This window comes from Acinetobacter sp. ANC_7513, assembly GCF_056779915.1.
On record NZ_JBWYIW010000001.1, the window covers coordinates 366,075 to 382,166 of the forward strand.

General features: G+C 39.1%; 18 protein-coding genes. 13 read left to right on the forward strand and 5 right to left on the reverse strand.

The genetic code is table 11. From position 1 onward, the window contains the following. Nucleotides 1-59: 59 nt before the first annotated feature. The 8 genes from AC1M9B_RS01760 (at nucleotide 60) to gltS (ending at nucleotide 7,624) form a co-directional block, all read left to right on the forward strand. Entirely contained in the window at nucleotides 60-494 is a 435-nt protein-coding gene (locus AC1M9B_RS01760) for an I78 family peptidase inhibitor (RefSeq protein ID WP_481608395.1), read from the forward strand. 73 nt (nucleotides 495-567) lie between these two features. Continuing rightward, complete coding sequence (locus AC1M9B_RS01765; RefSeq protein WP_035267099.1) at nucleotides 568-945, forward strand: hypothetical protein; 378 nt, start codon at nucleotides 568-570, stop codon at nucleotides 943-945. Between the two features lie 141 nt (nucleotides 946-1,086). Further along, a complete protein-coding gene (locus tag AC1M9B_RS01770) occupies nucleotides 1,087-1,356 on the forward strand; it encodes a hypothetical protein (protein WP_035267100.1) in 270 nt (89 codons plus the stop codon). 290 nt (nucleotides 1,357-1,646) lie between these two features. Beyond that, nucleotides 1,647-4,286: a bifunctional aconitate hydratase 2/2-methylisocitrate dehydratase gene (locus AC1M9B_RS01775; RefSeq protein WP_481587005.1), complete on the forward strand. Its 2,640-nt coding sequence runs from the start codon at nucleotides 1,647-1,649 to the stop codon at nucleotides 4,284-4,286. 59 nt (nucleotides 4,287-4,345) lie between these two features. Beyond that, entirely contained in the window at nucleotides 4,346-5,152 is an 807-nt protein-coding gene (locus tag AC1M9B_RS01780) for a DUF4365 domain-containing protein (RefSeq protein ID WP_481608396.1), read from the forward strand. Nucleotides 5,153-5,545: 393 nt separating this feature from the next. Continuing rightward, entirely contained in the window at nucleotides 5,546-5,815 is a 270-nt protein-coding gene (locus AC1M9B_RS01785) for a hypothetical protein (protein WP_481608397.1), read from the forward strand. Nucleotides 5,816-6,032: 217 nt separating this feature from the next. Continuing rightward, entirely contained in the window at nucleotides 6,033-6,278 is a 246-nt protein-coding gene (locus AC1M9B_RS01790) for a hypothetical protein (RefSeq protein WP_481608398.1), read from the forward strand. A 122-nt stretch (nucleotides 6,279-6,400) separates the two neighbouring features. After that, a complete protein-coding gene (gene gltS / locus AC1M9B_RS01795; protein ID WP_035264641.1) occupies nucleotides 6,401-7,624 on the forward strand; it encodes a sodium/glutamate symporter in 1,224 nt (407 codons plus the stop codon). Nucleotides 7,625-7,673: 49 nt separating this feature from the next. Here gltS and AC1M9B_RS01800 read toward each other — a convergent pair whose 3' ends face one another. Together AC1M9B_RS01800 and AC1M9B_RS01805 are read right to left on the reverse strand one after the other, a co-directional pair. Further along, nucleotides 7,674-8,525 (reverse strand): alpha/beta hydrolase family protein, encoded by an 852-nt coding sequence (locus AC1M9B_RS01800; RefSeq protein WP_481592992.1) that lies wholly within the window; start codon nucleotides 8,523-8,525, stop codon nucleotides 7,674-7,676. Between the two features lie 120 nt (nucleotides 8,526-8,645). Continuing rightward, on the reverse strand, nucleotides 8,646-9,098 hold the full coding sequence (locus tag AC1M9B_RS01805) for a DUF441 domain-containing protein (protein WP_092766204.1): 453 nt from the start codon (nucleotides 9,096-9,098) through the stop codon (nucleotides 8,646-8,648). Nucleotides 9,099-9,221: 123 nt separating this feature from the next. Here AC1M9B_RS01805 and AC1M9B_RS01810 point away from each other — a divergent pair, with 123 nt between their 5' ends. Further along, a complete protein-coding gene (locus AC1M9B_RS01810; protein WP_481608399.1) occupies nucleotides 9,222-9,950 on the forward strand; it encodes a pseudouridine synthase in 729 nt (242 codons plus the stop codon). A gap of 50 nt (nucleotides 9,951-10,000) precedes the next feature. Here the strand turns inward: AC1M9B_RS01810 and AC1M9B_RS01815 are convergent, their stop codons facing one another. The 3 genes from AC1M9B_RS01815 to AC1M9B_RS01825 form a co-directional block, all read right to left on the reverse strand. Continuing rightward, nucleotides 10,001-10,444 carry a GNAT family N-acetyltransferase gene (locus tag AC1M9B_RS01815; RefSeq protein WP_481608400.1) on the reverse strand — a complete coding sequence of 148 codons (444 nt, stop codon included), beginning with the start codon at nucleotides 10,442-10,444 and terminating at the stop codon, nucleotides 10,001-10,003. 121 nt (nucleotides 10,445-10,565) lie between these two features. Continuing rightward, on the reverse strand, nucleotides 10,566-10,868 hold the full coding sequence (locus tag AC1M9B_RS01820) for a type II toxin-antitoxin system RelB/DinJ family antitoxin (protein WP_481606985.1): 303 nt from the start codon (nucleotides 10,866-10,868) through the stop codon (nucleotides 10,566-10,568). A 106-nt stretch (nucleotides 10,869-10,974) separates the two neighbouring features. Continuing rightward, on the reverse strand, nucleotides 10,975-11,898 hold the full coding sequence (locus AC1M9B_RS01825) for an RluA family pseudouridine synthase (RefSeq protein WP_481608401.1): 924 nt from the start codon (nucleotides 11,896-11,898) through the stop codon (nucleotides 10,975-10,977). Between the two features lie 116 nt (nucleotides 11,899-12,014). Between AC1M9B_RS01825 and tsaE the strand changes: the two genes are divergently transcribed. From tsaE to hfq, 4 genes are all read left to right on the forward strand, one after another. Next, the gene (gene tsaE, locus AC1M9B_RS01830) at nucleotides 12,015-12,482 is read left to right on the forward strand and encodes a tRNA (adenosine(37)-N6)-threonylcarbamoyltransferase complex ATPase subunit type 1 TsaE (RefSeq protein WP_481608402.1); all 468 of its coding nucleotides are present in this window, start codon (nucleotides 12,015-12,017) and stop codon (nucleotides 12,480-12,482) included. Between the two features lie 8 nt (nucleotides 12,483-12,490). Continuing rightward, a complete protein-coding gene (mutL, locus tag AC1M9B_RS01835; RefSeq protein ID WP_481608403.1) occupies nucleotides 12,491-14,443 on the forward strand; it encodes a DNA mismatch repair endonuclease MutL in 1,953 nt (650 codons plus the stop codon). A gap of 6 nt (nucleotides 14,444-14,449) precedes the next feature. Beyond that, entirely contained in the window at nucleotides 14,450-15,394 is a 945-nt protein-coding gene (gene miaA, locus AC1M9B_RS01840) for a tRNA (adenosine(37)-N6)-dimethylallyltransferase MiaA (RefSeq protein ID WP_481608404.1), read from the forward strand. Nucleotides 15,395-15,483: 89 nt separating this feature from the next. Next, complete coding sequence (hfq, locus tag AC1M9B_RS01845) at nucleotides 15,484-15,996, forward strand: RNA chaperone Hfq (RefSeq protein ID WP_035264611.1); 513 nt, start codon at nucleotides 15,484-15,486, stop codon at nucleotides 15,994-15,996. Nucleotides 15,997-16,092: the final 96 nt, after the last annotated feature.

Below are 16,092 nucleotides of genomic sequence, written 5' to 3' on the forward strand. Positions count from 1 at the left end.
TTAAGCCCTATTGTTAAAATGCTAGACTTAAAATTTATCGGACAAGAAAGAATTAAAAAATGAAAACAATTGCAATATTCATCGCGATGATAGCGGCAACACTCATGGCGGGCTGTCAAACCACTCAAACTGAGCAACTTACTCCAAAAATTGGAATGGCTAATCCTGCAAGCAAATTTTGTGTTCAACAAGGTGGAAAATTAGAAATACGCGATGAGGCAAATGGTCAAGTGGGTTATTGCCAGTTGCCAGATGGTGTTGTGGTAGAGGAATGGGAACTATTTAGACATCATCAAAATATTTGCAAGCCTGAAGAAGCGAAAAAATTAGTCGGCATTCATAATCTTGATGATCAACAGATTTTGAATAAAACCAAAGCCAAAATTATTCGCCGTGTCGGACCAAATGATCTGGTTACTATGGATTATCGAAATGATCGTATTACAGTAACCGTGGATGATCAGAATAAAATTATTCGCTCAAGCTGTGGCTAATGAACGAGAAATGTCATTACACGATTTCCTATTCGGTTTAACTCGATTATCATAGCCGCAACAGGAGAGATGTATGAACAAATTCGTGATTCTGGGTGCTGTACTTGGTTCAGCCGTTTTGCTCAGTGCTTGTGAAGAAAAAAAGCCACTAACCCCTGAAGAAGTCTGGCATGGTTACTGTACCAGTATTGGTAATGCTGCACGCTCTATTTTGCTAGATCGTCAAAATGGTATCGAGAAGACTGCAGCGGTCGAACATGCTTCTAAACTGACCGATCCGACGACGAAGAAATTTGTAGATGCTCAAATTGAGAAGGTTTATGCTTATCCTGCGAATCAATTAGAAGTGGATCGTGATGCATTAATGGCTAAATTCAAAAAAGAAGCAACGGATGAGTGTTTAGCCACTCCTTACGATAAAGATAATCTGCCTGACTACAAACAGTTTTAAGGTGCTTCGATAAGATTGACCATAAATAAGAGGGAAGCGTAAGTTTCCCTTTTTTGTCGAAATTAATTACAAATTTTGATTAGCATTAAAATAGAAAAGCTTATATAAAAATAAGATAAATAAAACAAAAGGAGCGAAACAATGGAAGTGGTCGCATACCTGAATAATGCCGATCTTCTGCTTGAAGATGCCAATGGTGTTGCTGTAATTAATGGCAGCCATTACGTCCTAAGTTTAGGGGATCGAGTCTATCTTAAAAATATGATCAATGAACATGCCAAAATTTATCAGGTACACATTAGTTTTGCCTGTGCCGAACACCGCATGCTACATGATGATGAAATATTGGTCAGATTCGAAGGAACACGAGAAAGTCTGCAACAATATTTAGATCGCACGACTGTCCACTAAGGTTGAATAGTCAAAAAAGGATTTAAAAGGCAACATCTTGTTGCCTTTTATTTATTTCAGATCCGTAAAAGCTTCATGTTAATGTCAGAATTGTTCGATAAAACAACATATTGAACAATGAGTAATCAGAAGAGAGATCATTTAGTAAGAAAATAATGGTCATCACAAAGAAACACTCTTCTTGCATTAACTTTTAACCGGAATTTTAGTAAAATTTAGCAGTCCATATTATTTGCAGGCTTTATAAGCAGGATATTGCAAGTAATTTTTTAAAGAAGAGGAATAACACCGTGCTAGAAGCTTACCGCCAACACGTTGAAGAACGTGCCGCACTCGGAGTCCCACCGAAGCCACTTGATGACGCTCAAACAGCTGCATTAGTTGAATTATTAAAAAATCCACCAGCTGGCGAAGAAGCATTCTTAGTTGATTTGCTTGAAAACCGTGTTCCAGCAGGTGTTGACCAAGCTGCTTACGTGAAAGCTGCTTTCTTGGCTGCTTTGGCGAAAGGTGAAGCGACTTCTCCATTAGTTTCTAAAGAGCGTGCGGTTTACTTACTAGGTACTATGCTTGGTGGTTACAACGTTGCTCCTTTAGTTGAATTATTAGAAGACGCAGCGCTTGGTGCTTTAGCTGCTGAAGCGCTTAAGAAAACACTTCTTGTTTTCGATGCGTTCCATGATGTTGCTGATAAAGCAAAAGCAGGTAACGAAAACGCGAAAGCTGTTCTTCAATCTTGGGCTGACGCTGAATGGTTCACTAGCCGTAAAGATGTTCCAGAAGAAATCAAACTTACAGTTTTCAAAGTTACTGGCGAAACTAACACTGACGACTTGTCACCTGCACAAGACGCTTGGAGCCGTCCAGACATTCCGTTACACGCGAATGCGATGCTTAAAAACGAACGTGATGGTATTAAGCCCGAAGTTCCAGGTGAAGTTGGTCCATTAAGCCAAATCAAAGACTTAATCGCGAAAGGCAATACTGTTGCTTACGTGGGTGACGTTGTTGGTACAGGTTCTTCTCGTAAATCTGCAACAAACTCCGTGCTTTGGTTCTTTGGTGACGAAATCGCTCACATTCCAAACAAGAAAGAAGGCGGTTACTGCTTAGGTTCTAAGATTGCTCCGATTTTCTTCAACACTATGGAAGACGCTGGTGCGTTACCTGTTGAGATCGACGTTGCAAACATGAACATGGGCGACGAAATCACGTTGAAGATTGACAAAGCGACTGCAAAAGTTACAGCGTTCAAAGATGGCGCTCAAATTGCTGAAGCTGAGTTAAAAACTCCAGTACTTCTAGACGAAGTACGTGCGGGTGGTCGTATTAACTTGATCATTGGTCGTGGCTTGACTACTAAAGCACGTGAAGAATTGGGTCTTCCTGCTTCTGACTTGTTCCGTACTCCAGTTCAACCAGCTGCAACTGGCAAAGGCTTCACGCTTGCTCAGAAGATGGTTGGTCGTGCTTGTGGTCTTCCAGAAGGTCAAGGTGTACTTCCAGGTACTTACTGCGAACCTAAGATGACAACTGTTGGTTCTCAAGATACAACAGGTCCAATGACGCGTGACGAATTGAAAGACTTAGCTTGCTTAGGTTTCTCTGCTGACCTCGTAATGCAATCTTTCTGTCATACTGCTGCGTATCCAAAACCAGTTGACGTTCAAATGCAACACACGCTTCCTGATTTCATCATGAACCGTGGTGGTGTTTCTTTACGTCCAGGTGACGGTATTATCCACTCTTGGTTAAACCGTATGCTTCTTCCAGATACAGTTGGTACTGGTGGTGACTCACATACACGTTTCCCAATCGGTATTTCTTTCCCAGCGGGTTCTGGTCTTGTAGCGTTCGCTGCAGCAACTGGTGTTATGCCACTTGATATGCCTGAATCAGTTCTTGTGAAGTTCAAAGGTAAAATGCAACCTGGTATCACTTTACGTGACCTAGTACATGCGATTCCTTACTACGCAATTAAAGAAGGTGACTTAACTGTAGAGAAGAAAGGTAAGAAAAACATCTTCTCTGGTCGTATCTTAGAGATCGACTTATCAGAAATGGAAACTGACTTAACTGTTGAACAAGCGTTCGAGCTTTCTGATGCTTCTGCTGAACGTTCTGCTGCTGGTTGTGCGATCACACTTTCTGAAGAGAAAGTTGCTGAATACCTTCGTTCAAACATCACGATGTTGAAGTGGATGATCTCTGAAGGTTATGGCGATGCTCGTACTATGGCGCGCCGTGTTGAGAACATGGAAAAATGGTTAGCGAATCCATCACTTCTTAAAGCTGATGCTGACGCTGAATACACGAAAGTGTATGAAATCGACCTTGCTGACATCAAAGAACCTATCCTTTGCTGCCCGAACGATCCAGATGATGCAAAACTTCTTTCTGACGTTCAAGGCGACAAAATTGATGAAGTATTCATCGGTTCTTGTATGACGAACATCGGTCACTTCCGTGCAGCTGGTAAACTTTTAGACAAAGTACCTGGTGGTTCTTTATCTACTCGTCTTTGGTTAGCTCCTCCAACTCGTATGGACGAACGCCAATTGATGGAAGAAGGTTTCTACAATACTTATGGTAAAGCTGGCGCGCGTACAGAAATGCCAGGTTGTTCATTATGTATGGGTAACCAAGCACGTGTAGCTCCAAATACAACTGTTGTATCTACTTCTACTCGTAACTTCCCGAACCGTTTAGGTCAAGGTGCAAACGTTTACTTGGCTTCTGCTGAGCTTGCATCTGTTGCTGCGGTACTTGGTAAGTTGCCAACTCCTGAAGAATACCAACAGTATGCTGCTCAAATCGACAGCATGTCTGCGGATATCTACAAGTACTTGAACTTCGATCAAATGAACGATTATACAGACGCTGCTAAAGACGTTGATACCAAGAAAATTGCTGCTGCTCAATTGTCTTAATTAATTGATAATTAAGCAAAGGTAGTTTATAAAAGCTCCACTTAGGTGGGGCTTTTTTTATGAGAATAGACAATAAAATCTTAGATAATTTGGGTGTGCAAACTGTAACTAATTTTATTGAGAATCGTATATTCTGTGGATGGCAAGACTATTTTGCAAAAAATGATAATGCTTTTGATGGCATGATAATAATGCGAAAGGGTAGAAGTAAAGTTGTTGAAACAGGAGGTGTGATTTTTGTTCAAATAAAATGTGGTCGGACAGGAGGTTATAAAATTCTTAGAAATAAAGATCCAGACCATATAGGAGTTAAAGTTGGTAGAGACTATATTGAATCTCATCGTGAAAGATGGAATAAAGTTGATTCACCATCAATCTTAATTTTTATTGATGCTGATAATTATAATTTTGATAATCCTGATAATAAATCGTTGGACGGTTACTGGGTTAATTTGAAACATAATAATGCTTATTGTCAGATTAATAAGAATTTAATAAGAGTACCTAAGAAAAATAAATTAAATTTACACACTAAAAGTGAATTTCATAAATTATGTGGTGACAAGGTTAATGAATACAAGTTAGATAAGTTATTTATCAAAAATGATGATTGTTTACCAGTAGCACTAGGTAGAAATACTTATTTAAAAAAGGATGCTTGGAGTTATTATAAAAATTGGGCTTTAAATACTAATGAGCATTTTCATTCTAAATTGGGACGTATTTTAGTTAATCGAGTAGGGTGGAAACATATTACACGTAAAGGACGTGCGAATAATAGGATAGTAGCATCTTGGTTGTTATTACCGGTTGCGAGAAAGATGATTAGAAGCGTAAAAGATTATCAGCGATTAGGAGAGAGTTGAGATTTCCTACCATAAAGGTGATGGTTTAATTTTGGTTCGAGATTATTTAAGTTTAAAAGCATTGGTATCTTTCACCTACCGAGATAGTAGTTTAGTACAAGTAATATTAAGAAGAGATAAGATTATAGATATGAAAGGGATAATAATAAGTGAAAAAATTTGGTTTTATTCAGTTTTTGAAAAAAGAAGAGGAGAGATGCAGTAAATCCCAACGGGTAACACTAAAACGAATATAGTTTTTGAAAAGACTACACGCAATTTTGTCTTTATAGGACAATTCTTGAACAAGCATTGAGAAAGACTGCATAGAAAGTATAGCTTTAGAGTGAGTAAGCAATCAAGTTATAAAAGTATTTAGAATATAATTGATAAATTGAAATTCGGTTTAATAGTATGCTCCCACAATCCCGCTTCCTCTGTATCGGTGGTTTTCTCAACGGAACACAAGTCAAAGACCAAGGCGACAGCTTTGTTTGTATCACCAATGGAAAGAATGAAACTTATACGAAGAAGGTCATTTTCCATCAAGAAGCATGGGATCATGACTACTATGTGTTTGAAAACATCACTGATCAACAAGCCAAAGAGTGGGTGTTTCAAAAATATGGAGAAACCGTCATCTACCGAAAAAGAAAGCCCATGAAAAAGCCCCGTAATCATTAAATTAACGGGGCTAGTCGTACCACTCTCGTGATACTCATATAAGGCTCATCTCATACTGCCTGCATTAAAACATATTCACACAGATTCGTCATGCTGAATCGAATATAAATTCAAATTGACTACTGCGAAAATCTTACAAGCACGTAACCATAAATAAAACAGACAGCAACAATCTAAAAATGTGAAATAAATAGAATAAGCAAAAAATGAACACAGCATGAATATAATGAAAACGCTACTTACCTTAAGTTTAATCAGTCTATCGCTCATTGCATGTTCAAGCGTGGAGATTAAAAATTCTGATTCAGAAGAAGACGCACGTTATCAGAAATATAAAGATGAAACAGTAAACATGTCTGAATACGATAAGCAGCGCTATTACAATCAGCACCACCTAGGTGTAGTCGAGCCAGATCGAGTTCGCGAATCAATTCGAGAACAAAGAAGAAAACAATCGCAATAAACCAACAGTGCAGTACAAATAAATGTACTGCCTATAAATCATTGAAAAATTACATTTCAGTAGCTGAATAAAGCAAAAATCTTTGTGAAAATTGATTAAAATTAAAATATTAGGGAAATACAATGAATTTTGAAGTTGATGCCTTTGGCACCATCGTGATTGCCGTATTTTTTCTATTTATTGGGCGATACCTTGTCAACCGAGTCCAATTCTTTAAAAACTACAATTTACCTGAACCTGTGATTGGCGGTTTGGTCGCAGCAATTACAGCATTCATCTTATTTAAATTCTTTAATATCAGTGCCACATTTGATGCGCAAATTCAAAGCATTTTAATGCTGATGTTCTTTACCTCTGTGGGCTTAGGTGCAGATTTTGTTAAATTAAAAGATGGCGGGAAAGCCCTATTTATATTTTTGTTCTGTGTGATCGGATTTGTGATCGTTCAAAATATTGTTGGGGTGAGTTTAGCGACGGTTTTAGGCTTAGATCCTCTCATTGGTTTAATTGTAGGTTCAATCACCTTAACGGGTGGTCATGGCACGGCAGGTGCATGGGGGCAAGTGCTTGAAACCCAGCATGGCATTCAAGGTGCTATTGTATTAGGTATGGCAAGTGCGACCTTTGGTTTGATTATTGGTGGTATCGTGGGTGGTCCAGTTGCTAAATTTTTAATTAAACGTCATCAACTGGCTGACAAAATTGACAATGATCAAAACGAATCACAATTGGATGATCAGTTAAAATCTGCACCATTTGAATATCCAAAAAAGACACGATTAATTACTGCAAGTAATGCGGTTTCGACCCTTGGTATGTTTGCACTTTGTATATTCACGGCAAACTTAATGACAGATTTTAGTCAGGGTAAATGGTTTGAGCTTCCAACCTTTGTTTGGGCGCTAGGTTCAGGTGTGATTTTGAGAAATCTGCTTGAACATGTATTCAAAGTAAATATCTTTGATCGTGCGATTGATGTGTTTGGAAATGCATCGTTATCGCTCTATTTATCTATGGCATTGTTATCATTACAACTGTGGTTATTAGCAGATTTAGCAGGTCCGTTAGTCACGATTCTGATTGTGCAAATGCTGGTATTGATTTTATACACTGCTTTTGTGACATTTAAGGTGATGGGGAGTAACTACGATGCTGCAGTTTTATCAGCAGGTCACTGTGGTTTTGGTATGGGTGCGACGCCAACGGCTATTGCCAATATTCAAGCAGTAACCAATACCTATGGTCCTTCACACAAAGCATTCTTACTCATTCCACTGACAGGTGCATTTTTCATCGATATTGTAAATGCGATAGTGATCCAGCTCTCCATTGGGATATTGGGATAGAGCAAGTTTAAAAAAACCGCCTTAAAGGCGGCTTTTTACTTATGGAGACTTATATATGCAGTTGAGATTCGATCATCGGCCAAATATTTTGATGCGACTGTTTGAACATCATCATGTGTCCAATCGCTTTATGGCCAAGCTCTTTGGGTTTGAGTTCGATCGCTTCAGTAGGTGCATTAGGATACAAACGAAGTAAATCCTGAACATTTGCTTCGGTTGCAATCTCATCATCACTTGCCCAAATGGCCGTGACAGGAATTCGTATCTCTTTGTGATAATCTTGATCTAGGGTAACCGTTTTGCCAATTGCATTAATAACATAGCCTGGTTGACTACAAAATTGAGCCCAGTCACGTGCAACATCTTTCGGTAGATTTTCCCCCATACCAATGGCTTGGGTAGGGCCGTAACCGAGCATCATACGTGCGAGAGGAAAAATACCTTTAAACATCACAGGGGCAAGTAGTTTCGTACGACCTTTGAGCCCTTTTACATGCCCAGTCGAACCTGCAATTGCAACGACTTTTGCAACTTTATCATGGTTGGGGGTAATCCCAATGAGTTGTCCGCCGGCGCTGTGACCGACAAGAATAACTTGCTTGGCATGGGTAAGTTGTAAGAGTTGATCAATCGCAGCGGGAATATCTAACTGTCCCCATTGCACAATACTTGCTTTGGATTGCTTCAATGGGCCATAAAGAGAAGCACCAATACCACTAAAATCAAACACCATTACGGCATAGCCTTGTTGGTTAAGCCATTCGCAAAATCGATGATAAAACTTTTGAGTAATTCCAGTGGCAGGGCACACCAAGACGGGAAGACGCTTTGAATGCTCGGCAGGAAAAAAGGTAGCAGCAAGTTCGTATTGATCCTGACGAATAATTTTAATTTTTTGCATAATTTAAACTGTGCAAGTATCCGTAATCAAAATACTTTACTGCAGTTCTAAAAGATCAAACCAACAAATAATGACTGTTGCGTTTGTGAAATGACTGTTCAGTCGTGAAAACAACCTGTTTCAAGAAGTGCCAATAATAATGGAAAGTATTCCTGCTGCAATTAAAGGTCCAACAGGGACACCACGTAAAATAGCCACACCTGCTACAGTACCAATCAGAAGTCCAGCAACAATATTTGGCTGATTCGCCATAAGCGTTACGCCACGACCACCTAACCATGCAACCAATAATCCGATTCCAATGGCTAAAATTGAGTTTAAGCTCAAGAATGACTTGAGGATATCTTTACCTGGAATGGTGCCACTGGCAATTGGCGTGAGTACGCCAATGGTGAGGATAATAATGCCGATGTTTAAACCATGCTGTTGAAGCAATGGAAAATACTCGTTTAAAGGGGTGATACGAAATACAATAAGTACTGCGACTGCAATTGTGACAGCTGTATTTTGACTGAATATTCCACATGCCAATAAAATGATTAGAACGATTAAATTGAGGTCTAATTGAGACATAAAGAAGATCCAGTGCTTATCAGGACAGTACTTGAAAGTTATAATAGTTTAACTGATTTAAAGTCTGCATTCAGATGGCATCCTTTAAATTTCAACGAATATTGTAAGTAATGGAAGTGATTCATGGTTCTGGAAAAAATGTTACAGTCTCAAGGCTTTGGATCACGAAAATATTGTCAACAATTAATTAAAGCTGGTGCAGTGGTCATTGATGGTACTGTGATCACGGACCCGAAATATAAACTGAAGCTTCAAGGTCTTAGCTTCCACGTGTATAACGATGAATATACTTATCGTGAAAAAGTTTATATAGCACTCAATAAACCTGTAGGCTATGAATGCTCGCATCAAGCGACGCATCACTTCAGCGTGTTTGAATTAATCGATGACATATTGTTGCAAAGGGGAGTGCAAACTGTCGGACGTTTAGATCAAGACACGACTGGTATATTGCTACTTACAGATGATGGACAATTTCTGCAAGCGCTGACTCATCCTAAAAAACATGTTCCTAAAGTTTATCAAATGCATACAGTAGATCTAGTCACTGAGCAGCAAATCATTCAATTGGGTCAAGGTGTAGAGCTTCGCAATGAAACAGGATTGTTTCAAGCAACAGACATTCAACTCATAAGCGAACAACACCTACAATTTACAGTGCATCAAGGCGTTTATCATCAAGTAAAGCGTATGGTTGCTGCTGTGGGAAATCGTGTTGAATCATTGCATCGACTGCAAATTGGACAATTAAAATTAGATCAGCTTGCTGAAGGTGAATATTGCTATCTCACTGAACAGCAAATACTCGCTGCCAAAAATCAAAGTCCTGATGCTCAACTCCTTGAGATTTAAATCATCAATGCTAAAGACTCTATTCTCAAGACGATATGTTATGTAATGCCTTAAGATAGAAAGCAATGATAGGTTTGGAATTCATTGTCTTTGACGAAGCCCATCTTTTCGTAAAGTTGGTGAGATTGAAAGTTACTTCGTTGTGTCTCTAATGAAATTCGACTGGCTTTTTCGGATTGTGCAAACAAAATTGCAGTGTCAATGAGTTGTTTAGCTGAACCTTGTCTTCTATAAATTGGAGTGACATATACATCATCTAAAATGTAGTAGCTTAAACAAGCATGGGACGAAAAACCTAGATAAAGAATCACGAACCCAGTGATTACATCATTTTTGATGTGAATAAAAATAACACTTTGTTGGTTTTCGAATCGCTGTTTTAGAAAATCATAGGATTGTTGAATATTGGATGATGCACCATAAAACTGTCGGTATTCATCAAAAAGTACAGCGAGTTGATTGAGATCTTCTGTTGTGGCTTTCCGTACTATCACTGTTAAGCTCTCCTCAGATCATTATTTTTAATGTTGTTATGATGAAGAGCTAAACATATTTGCGCAGAGTGCTGTAAATTAAATTGTTTAAAAATACGACAAAGTTAACTTATGTCAAAAATTAATCTTTATCGCTTTCACCCAAAAGTGCATTCAATTCTGCAAAAAAATCGTCGTCATCTAAACTCGAAGTTGTAGTGTTGGAATCTTGATGTTCTTGCTTAAGCTTTTTAAGTTTCAACAATTGATCCATGTTGATCGTTTGATTTTCGATTGCAAAAGGAATGGACTTTGTCAGTACAACTTGTTTGAAAAATAAACGCACTGCTTGCGCTGGTGTAATCCCCAATTGCTTAAAAACTGCAAAGGCTTGTTTTTTTTCTTGTGAGTCAAGTCGGACTTGATAAACTTCTGTTTTTCTCATGAATTAAAACCAAACGACTCTAAATTTAAGTGCTTATTTTAATCTAAGTAAATGTAATTTCAATGTCTGAACGTGAAAATTATATAAATTTGTCATTACAATGAACCTACAATGTCAGTGTTTGCGTGCTTTTAAAGTGCATTTCAATATTTAATATCGGATCAATAAATTGAAGCTCATCAGCAAGTAATTGCAACGGAGCACTGAAATCATCCTCAGCTTTATGCGCGATTACCGGATAAAAAGGATCATGTTTGATTGGAATGTTGAGCGCATTGAGGTGAACGCGGAGTTGATGTTGCTTACCGGTCAGTGGTTTCAAAATATATCGTCCCCACTGTGAATTGTGTTCTATCAGGTCAATTTCAGTGACAGAATTGGTGACGCCTTCACATACTTTCATTATATAAAATGGATTTCCCTTTTCCATGCGCAATTCGACTGTTTGTGGAAAGACTAAATCTTTTGAGTAAGGTGCGATGGCTTGATATGTTTTGGATACCTTTCGATCTGCAAAAAGTTGTTGATAGACTCCGCGACTTTCGACTTTTTTTGAAAATAAAACAACACCTGCTGTTTCGCGGTCTAAACGATGAATCGGTGTGAGATGAGGATTATCAGTGAGCTGCTTTAATCTCACCAATAAGGTTTCTTGAACATATTGACCTGTCGGACTCATGGTTAAAAAATGAGGTTTATCCACCACGAGCAGATCATCGTTTTCGTATAAAATTTTTTCCTTAAACGGAACATGAATTTCGTTTGCTAAAAAACGATAATAAAAAATATGAGAATTAGGTTGATACGCCGAGTTGATTGAAAGTTTGTTGCCATCTGCATTATAAATAAGACCATCTTGAAAACGTTGTTGCCACTCCAGTGCGTCTATATGAGAAAAGGCTTGAATGAGAAAATCATAAATCGTAATTGGGGAGATTTGTAGATTTGGAAGAAATACTTTGCTGGCTGTTACACCATTGATCATCGGTGGCGTAAAACTTGGGGCACTTTCTGAATTTGATTTTGGCATAACAAGACAACAGAATAAAAAAATGATCAGATGAATGAGTTTTTGAACAAGTCTAGATAGGCACTGTTCAGGAGCATGCTATTATACCTCTTCAACAGATGTCTAATGTGATCCAGATGCAATATTCTTTTCAACTCAACTTAAATGATGAAGCAGATACTCAAAAATTAGCTGCATGTTTAGGGCAGTGTATTGAAAAGGGTGTCATATACCTCATTGGAGATTTGGGTGCGGGTAAAACCACCCTGACGCGTTATTGGCTGCAAAATTTAGGTCATCGTGGTGCGGTTAAAAGCCCGACTTATACACTGGTTGAACCCTATAAAATCAATCAGCAGGATGTCTTTCATTTTGATTTGTATCGTTTGAATGATCCTTATGAACTTGAGTTGATGGGTCTTCGTGATTATCTGGATATTGCTGATGCGCTATTCTTGTTTGAATGGCCCTCTAAAGGTGGTGACGAAATTCCAGAAGCAGATGTTATCTTGAATATTGAGAAATCTGATGATGAATCAGTGCGTCATGTCACGATTTCTTCAAATGATGAAGTTTTACTCGCAAAATTAAAGACACAGTTTTAAATAAATCTATGGCGCATGATCTTAGCTTGAATCGAATTCAAACCTTATCTCCTGCATTAGCAAACCAAATTGCTGCGGGAGAGGTAATTGAACGTCCTGCATCAGTGGTGAAGGAACTTCTAGAAAACTCCATTGATGCAGATGCGACTGAATTAATCATTCGAGTCGAACAAGGCGGTAGTACGCTGATTGAGATTATCGATAATGGCAAAGGGATTCATCCTGAGGATCTTCCGCTTGCGGTCATGCGTCATGCGACCAGTAAAATTCAAACTGCTGAAGATTTACATGCAATTGTGAGCTTAGGTTTTCGCGGAGAAGCCTTGGCTTCCATTGCTGCTGTTTCGCGCTTGACCTTGACCAGTAGTCGTGATGATTCAGGAATTGGTTATCAGGTCGAAGTAAACGGCACGGCCTTTGATCATCAAGAGATTCAAGCTGTTGCTACTCAGCAAGGCACACACATACGTGTACAAGATTTATTTTTTAATGTGCCAGCAAGACGAAAGTTTTTAAAAAAGCCAAATACGGAATTTGGTCACATTGAAGAAATCGTACGGCGCTTAGCCTTAACGCATTTCGATATTCGGATTGTGCTGGAACATAATGGTGCTATTCGTTTAAATTTGCCTGTCGCAGACAGTGGTCAACTCAGATTTCAACGTGTACAGCAGCTTTTAGGTCGACAATTTACGGAAAATGCGTATTGGATCGATGCTGATAGTGTCAATATGCGCTTATCAGGATGGTTAGGTCATCCTTCTGATGCTCGAGCACAAAGTGATTTGCAGTATGTGTACGTGAATGGTCGTATCGTAAAAGATAAAACAATCTCTCATGCTTTGCGAATGGCCTATGATGGCATCTTGCATGGGCATCAACATGCAGCTTATTTGTTGTTCTTAGAAGTTGATCCTGAATTTATTGATGTGAATGTGCATCCGACTAAACATGAAATTCGATTTTTGAATCAACGTGAAGTACACGAATTTGTACGTCATTTTGCCAAAGAAACTTTGTCGCAATTTCAAACTGCGACTGCGGATTTAGCCCAGGCTTTAAAGCTTGATCAAGATGTCATCGCACCATCAGTACAGTTACCACGTTATCAAGAGCAATTTAATCTGCATCAAAATGCTCCAGCATCGCCCCCTATGTCCCAGACGTTGCAGGAATCGAGTCATGAGGGCTATTTAACAGATTTTAGTGTTAAACAGCCTCAGTCAGTTCAATATAGTGCGCCGAGCCAGCCTTATTCAAATTCTAATATCAGTAATGCACTCAAATCTTATTTGGCACCTTTGAAAGAAACGTCATCTAATTTTGAAGTTCCTCATGATGCTGAGATAGAATCAACATCGTCTAGAGTTGATGAGTTCCCCTTGGGGATTGCAATTGCACAACTTCATGGAATTTATATTCTGGCGCAAAATTCTGAAGGTTTGATCATTGTGGATATGCATGCTGCGCATGAGCGAATCTTGTTGCAGCAAATGAAATCTGCTTGGGATAAACCTGAATTTTGGACATCACAGCAGTTGCTTATTCCAAAAGTGATTTCAATTACACGCATGCAAGCCACGCGTATCGAAGACCTTAAGCTTCAGTTGGCGCGGCTTGGTTTAGAAATTGATCAATATGGCGATGAGCAAGTGATAGTGCGAGGTGTGCCTGCTATTTTGCACAAAGCTGATTTTAATGCATTAATCCCAGAACTTTTGAATGATCTTGATCCCAATGATGAGGCCAGTGCTTTACAACAAAAAAGAGACCATATCTTGGCAGGGATGGCATGTCATGGCGCAGTGCGTGCGCATCGAATGTTAAGTATTTCTGAAATGAATGCACTGTTGAGGCAGATGGAACAAACTGAGTTTGCAAGTCAATGTAATCATGGACGACCGACTTGGAGAGCTTTTCCACTTAGTCAATTAGATAAATTATTTGCTCGAGGAGAGTAATTGTACATGTCAAATCAAATGCCAGTCATCAACTTAATGGGGCCGACTGCGAGTGGGAAAACTGCTTTGGCATGCGAGCTATATGAGCGCGGTAATTTTGAAATTGTTTCAGTGGATTCTGCGTTAATCTATAAGGACATGGATATCGGTTCGGCAAAGCCATCAAAAGAAGAGCAGGAACGATATCCACATCACTTGATTGATATTATTACACCGCTCGAGGTTTATTCGGCAGCTCAATTCGTTGAAGATGCATCGCTGCTGATTGATGAAATACATTCACGCGGTAAGACCCCAATTTTGGTGGGTGGGACGATGTTGTACTACAAAGCACTGTTGGAAGGCTTGGCAACGAATCTCCCTAATGCTGATGAAAAGGTACGTCAACAAATTGAAAATGAAGCCATGGCATTCGGTTGGGACAGCGTCTACGAAGAGTTAAAACGTGTCGATCCTATGGCAGGTGAGAAGTTTAAAGTGAGTGATCGTCAGCGCATTATACGCGCGCTAGAGGTCTATCGTCTGACAGGTCGACCTATCACTGAGCTTCAAGCTGAACAGCCTAAAAAACAGCCATATCGTTACAATTTTAATAATTATGCGCTATTACCTGATCGTGTAGAATTACACAAAAGAATTGAACTGCGCCTAAAAATAATGTGGGATATCGGTTTTTTAAATGAGGTGGAGTATCTGATTGAAAAATACGATTTAAACGATAATTTGCCATCGGCGAGATCTGTTGGATATCGCCAAGCTTTAGATTTTCTTAAAAATAGTGATAGAAGTCTCAAATCTAAGCAAGATATGGAAGACAAGTGTTTGTTTGCAACACGACAACTTGCTAAACGTCAATACACTTGGTTACGTTCTTTGCAAGAAGCGCACAGTTTTCAAACTTTTTTGACGATAAAGCAAGCTCAAGAAGACTTGCGAAACTTATATGGATAAAGCAAAATTTACTCACTATCTTTTTTATAAATTTTAATTGAAAAATAAAGATAGTTTTTTTGCGCTGATTTTATTTTTTGGAGTATAACATGTCTAAAGGTCAAACTTTACAAGATCCGTTCTTAAACTCTCTCCGTAAGGAACGTATTCCAGTTTCAATCTTTTTAGTCAACGGTATTAAATTACAAGGCCATATCGAATCATTTGACCAATACGTTGTATTATTAAAAAACACGGTAAGCCAAATGGTTTACAAACACGCTATTTCAACAGTTGTACCTGCACGTAATCCACGTCCTGCTGGTGCTCCTGCAGGCGCTCCTGCTGGTGCTCAAGGCGGCTTCGGTGGTCAACAAGGTGGCTTCGGTGGTCAAGGTGGCTTCGGTGGTCAAGGCGGCTTCGGTGGTCAAGGTGGCTTTGGCGGTCAAGGTGGCTTTGGCGGTCAAGGTGGCTTCGGTGGCGGTCAAGGTTTTGGCGGTCAAGGTGGCTTCGGTGGTCAAGGTGGCTTCGGTGGTCAAGGTGGCTTTGGTGCCACTTCTACACCAAACTTTGATGGCGAAACAAAATTTGATGATGCTCAAGAAGACGATAACAATCGTTAATTTTTGAGTAATCAAAAAGGCACCTGATGAAGGTGCCTTTTTTTATATGAACAGCCTAAAAATTAAAATTAAAGCCCCCATAGTGGAGGCTCTCAA

Coding starts and splice junctions, on each gene's coding strand:
- AC1M9B_RS01760 (WP_481608395.1), top strand. CDS start 60: ATGAAAACAATTGCAATATTCATCGCGATGATAGCGGCAACACTCATG.
- AC1M9B_RS01765 (WP_035267099.1), top strand. CDS start 568: ATGAACAAATTCGTGATTCTGGGTGCTGTACTTGGTTCAGCCGTTTTG.
- AC1M9B_RS01770 (WP_035267100.1), top strand. CDS start 1,087: ATGGAAGTGGTCGCATACCTGAATAATGCCGATCTTCTGCTTGAAGAT.
- AC1M9B_RS01780 (WP_481608396.1), top strand. CDS start 4,346: ATGAGAATAGACAATAAAATCTTAGATAATTTGGGTGTGCAAACTGTA.
- AC1M9B_RS01785 (WP_481608397.1), top strand. CDS start 5,546: ATGCTCCCACAATCCCGCTTCCTCTGTATCGGTGGTTTTCTCAACGGA.
- AC1M9B_RS01790 (WP_481608398.1), top strand. CDS start 6,033: ATGAATATAATGAAAACGCTACTTACCTTAAGTTTAATCAGTCTATCG.
- gltS (WP_035264641.1), top strand. CDS start 6,401: ATGAATTTTGAAGTTGATGCCTTTGGCACCATCGTGATTGCCGTATTT.
- AC1M9B_RS01800 (WP_481592992.1), bottom strand. CDS start 8,525: ATGCAAAAAATTAAAATTATTCGTCAGGATCAATACGAACTTGCTGCT.
- AC1M9B_RS01805 (WP_092766204.1), bottom strand. CDS start 9,098: ATGTCTCAATTAGACCTCAATTTAATCGTTCTAATCATTTTATTGGCA.
- AC1M9B_RS01810 (WP_481608399.1), top strand. CDS start 9,222: ATGGTTCTGGAAAAAATGTTACAGTCTCAAGGCTTTGGATCACGAAAA.
- AC1M9B_RS01820 (WP_481606985.1), bottom strand. CDS start 10,868: ATGAGAAAAACAGAAGTTTATCAAGTCCGACTTGACTCACAAGAAAAA.
- AC1M9B_RS01825 (WP_481608401.1), bottom strand. CDS start 11,898: ATGCCAAAATCAAATTCAGAAAGTGCCCCAAGTTTTACGCCACCGATG.
- tsaE (WP_481608402.1), top strand. CDS start 12,015: ATGCAATATTCTTTTCAACTCAACTTAAATGATGAAGCAGATACTCAA.
- mutL (WP_481608403.1), top strand. CDS start 12,491: ATGGCGCATGATCTTAGCTTGAATCGAATTCAAACCTTATCTCCTGCA.
- miaA (WP_481608404.1), top strand. CDS start 14,450: ATGTCAAATCAAATGCCAGTCATCAACTTAATGGGGCCGACTGCGAGT.
- hfq (WP_035264611.1), top strand. CDS start 15,484: ATGTCTAAAGGTCAAACTTTACAAGATCCGTTCTTAAACTCTCTCCGT.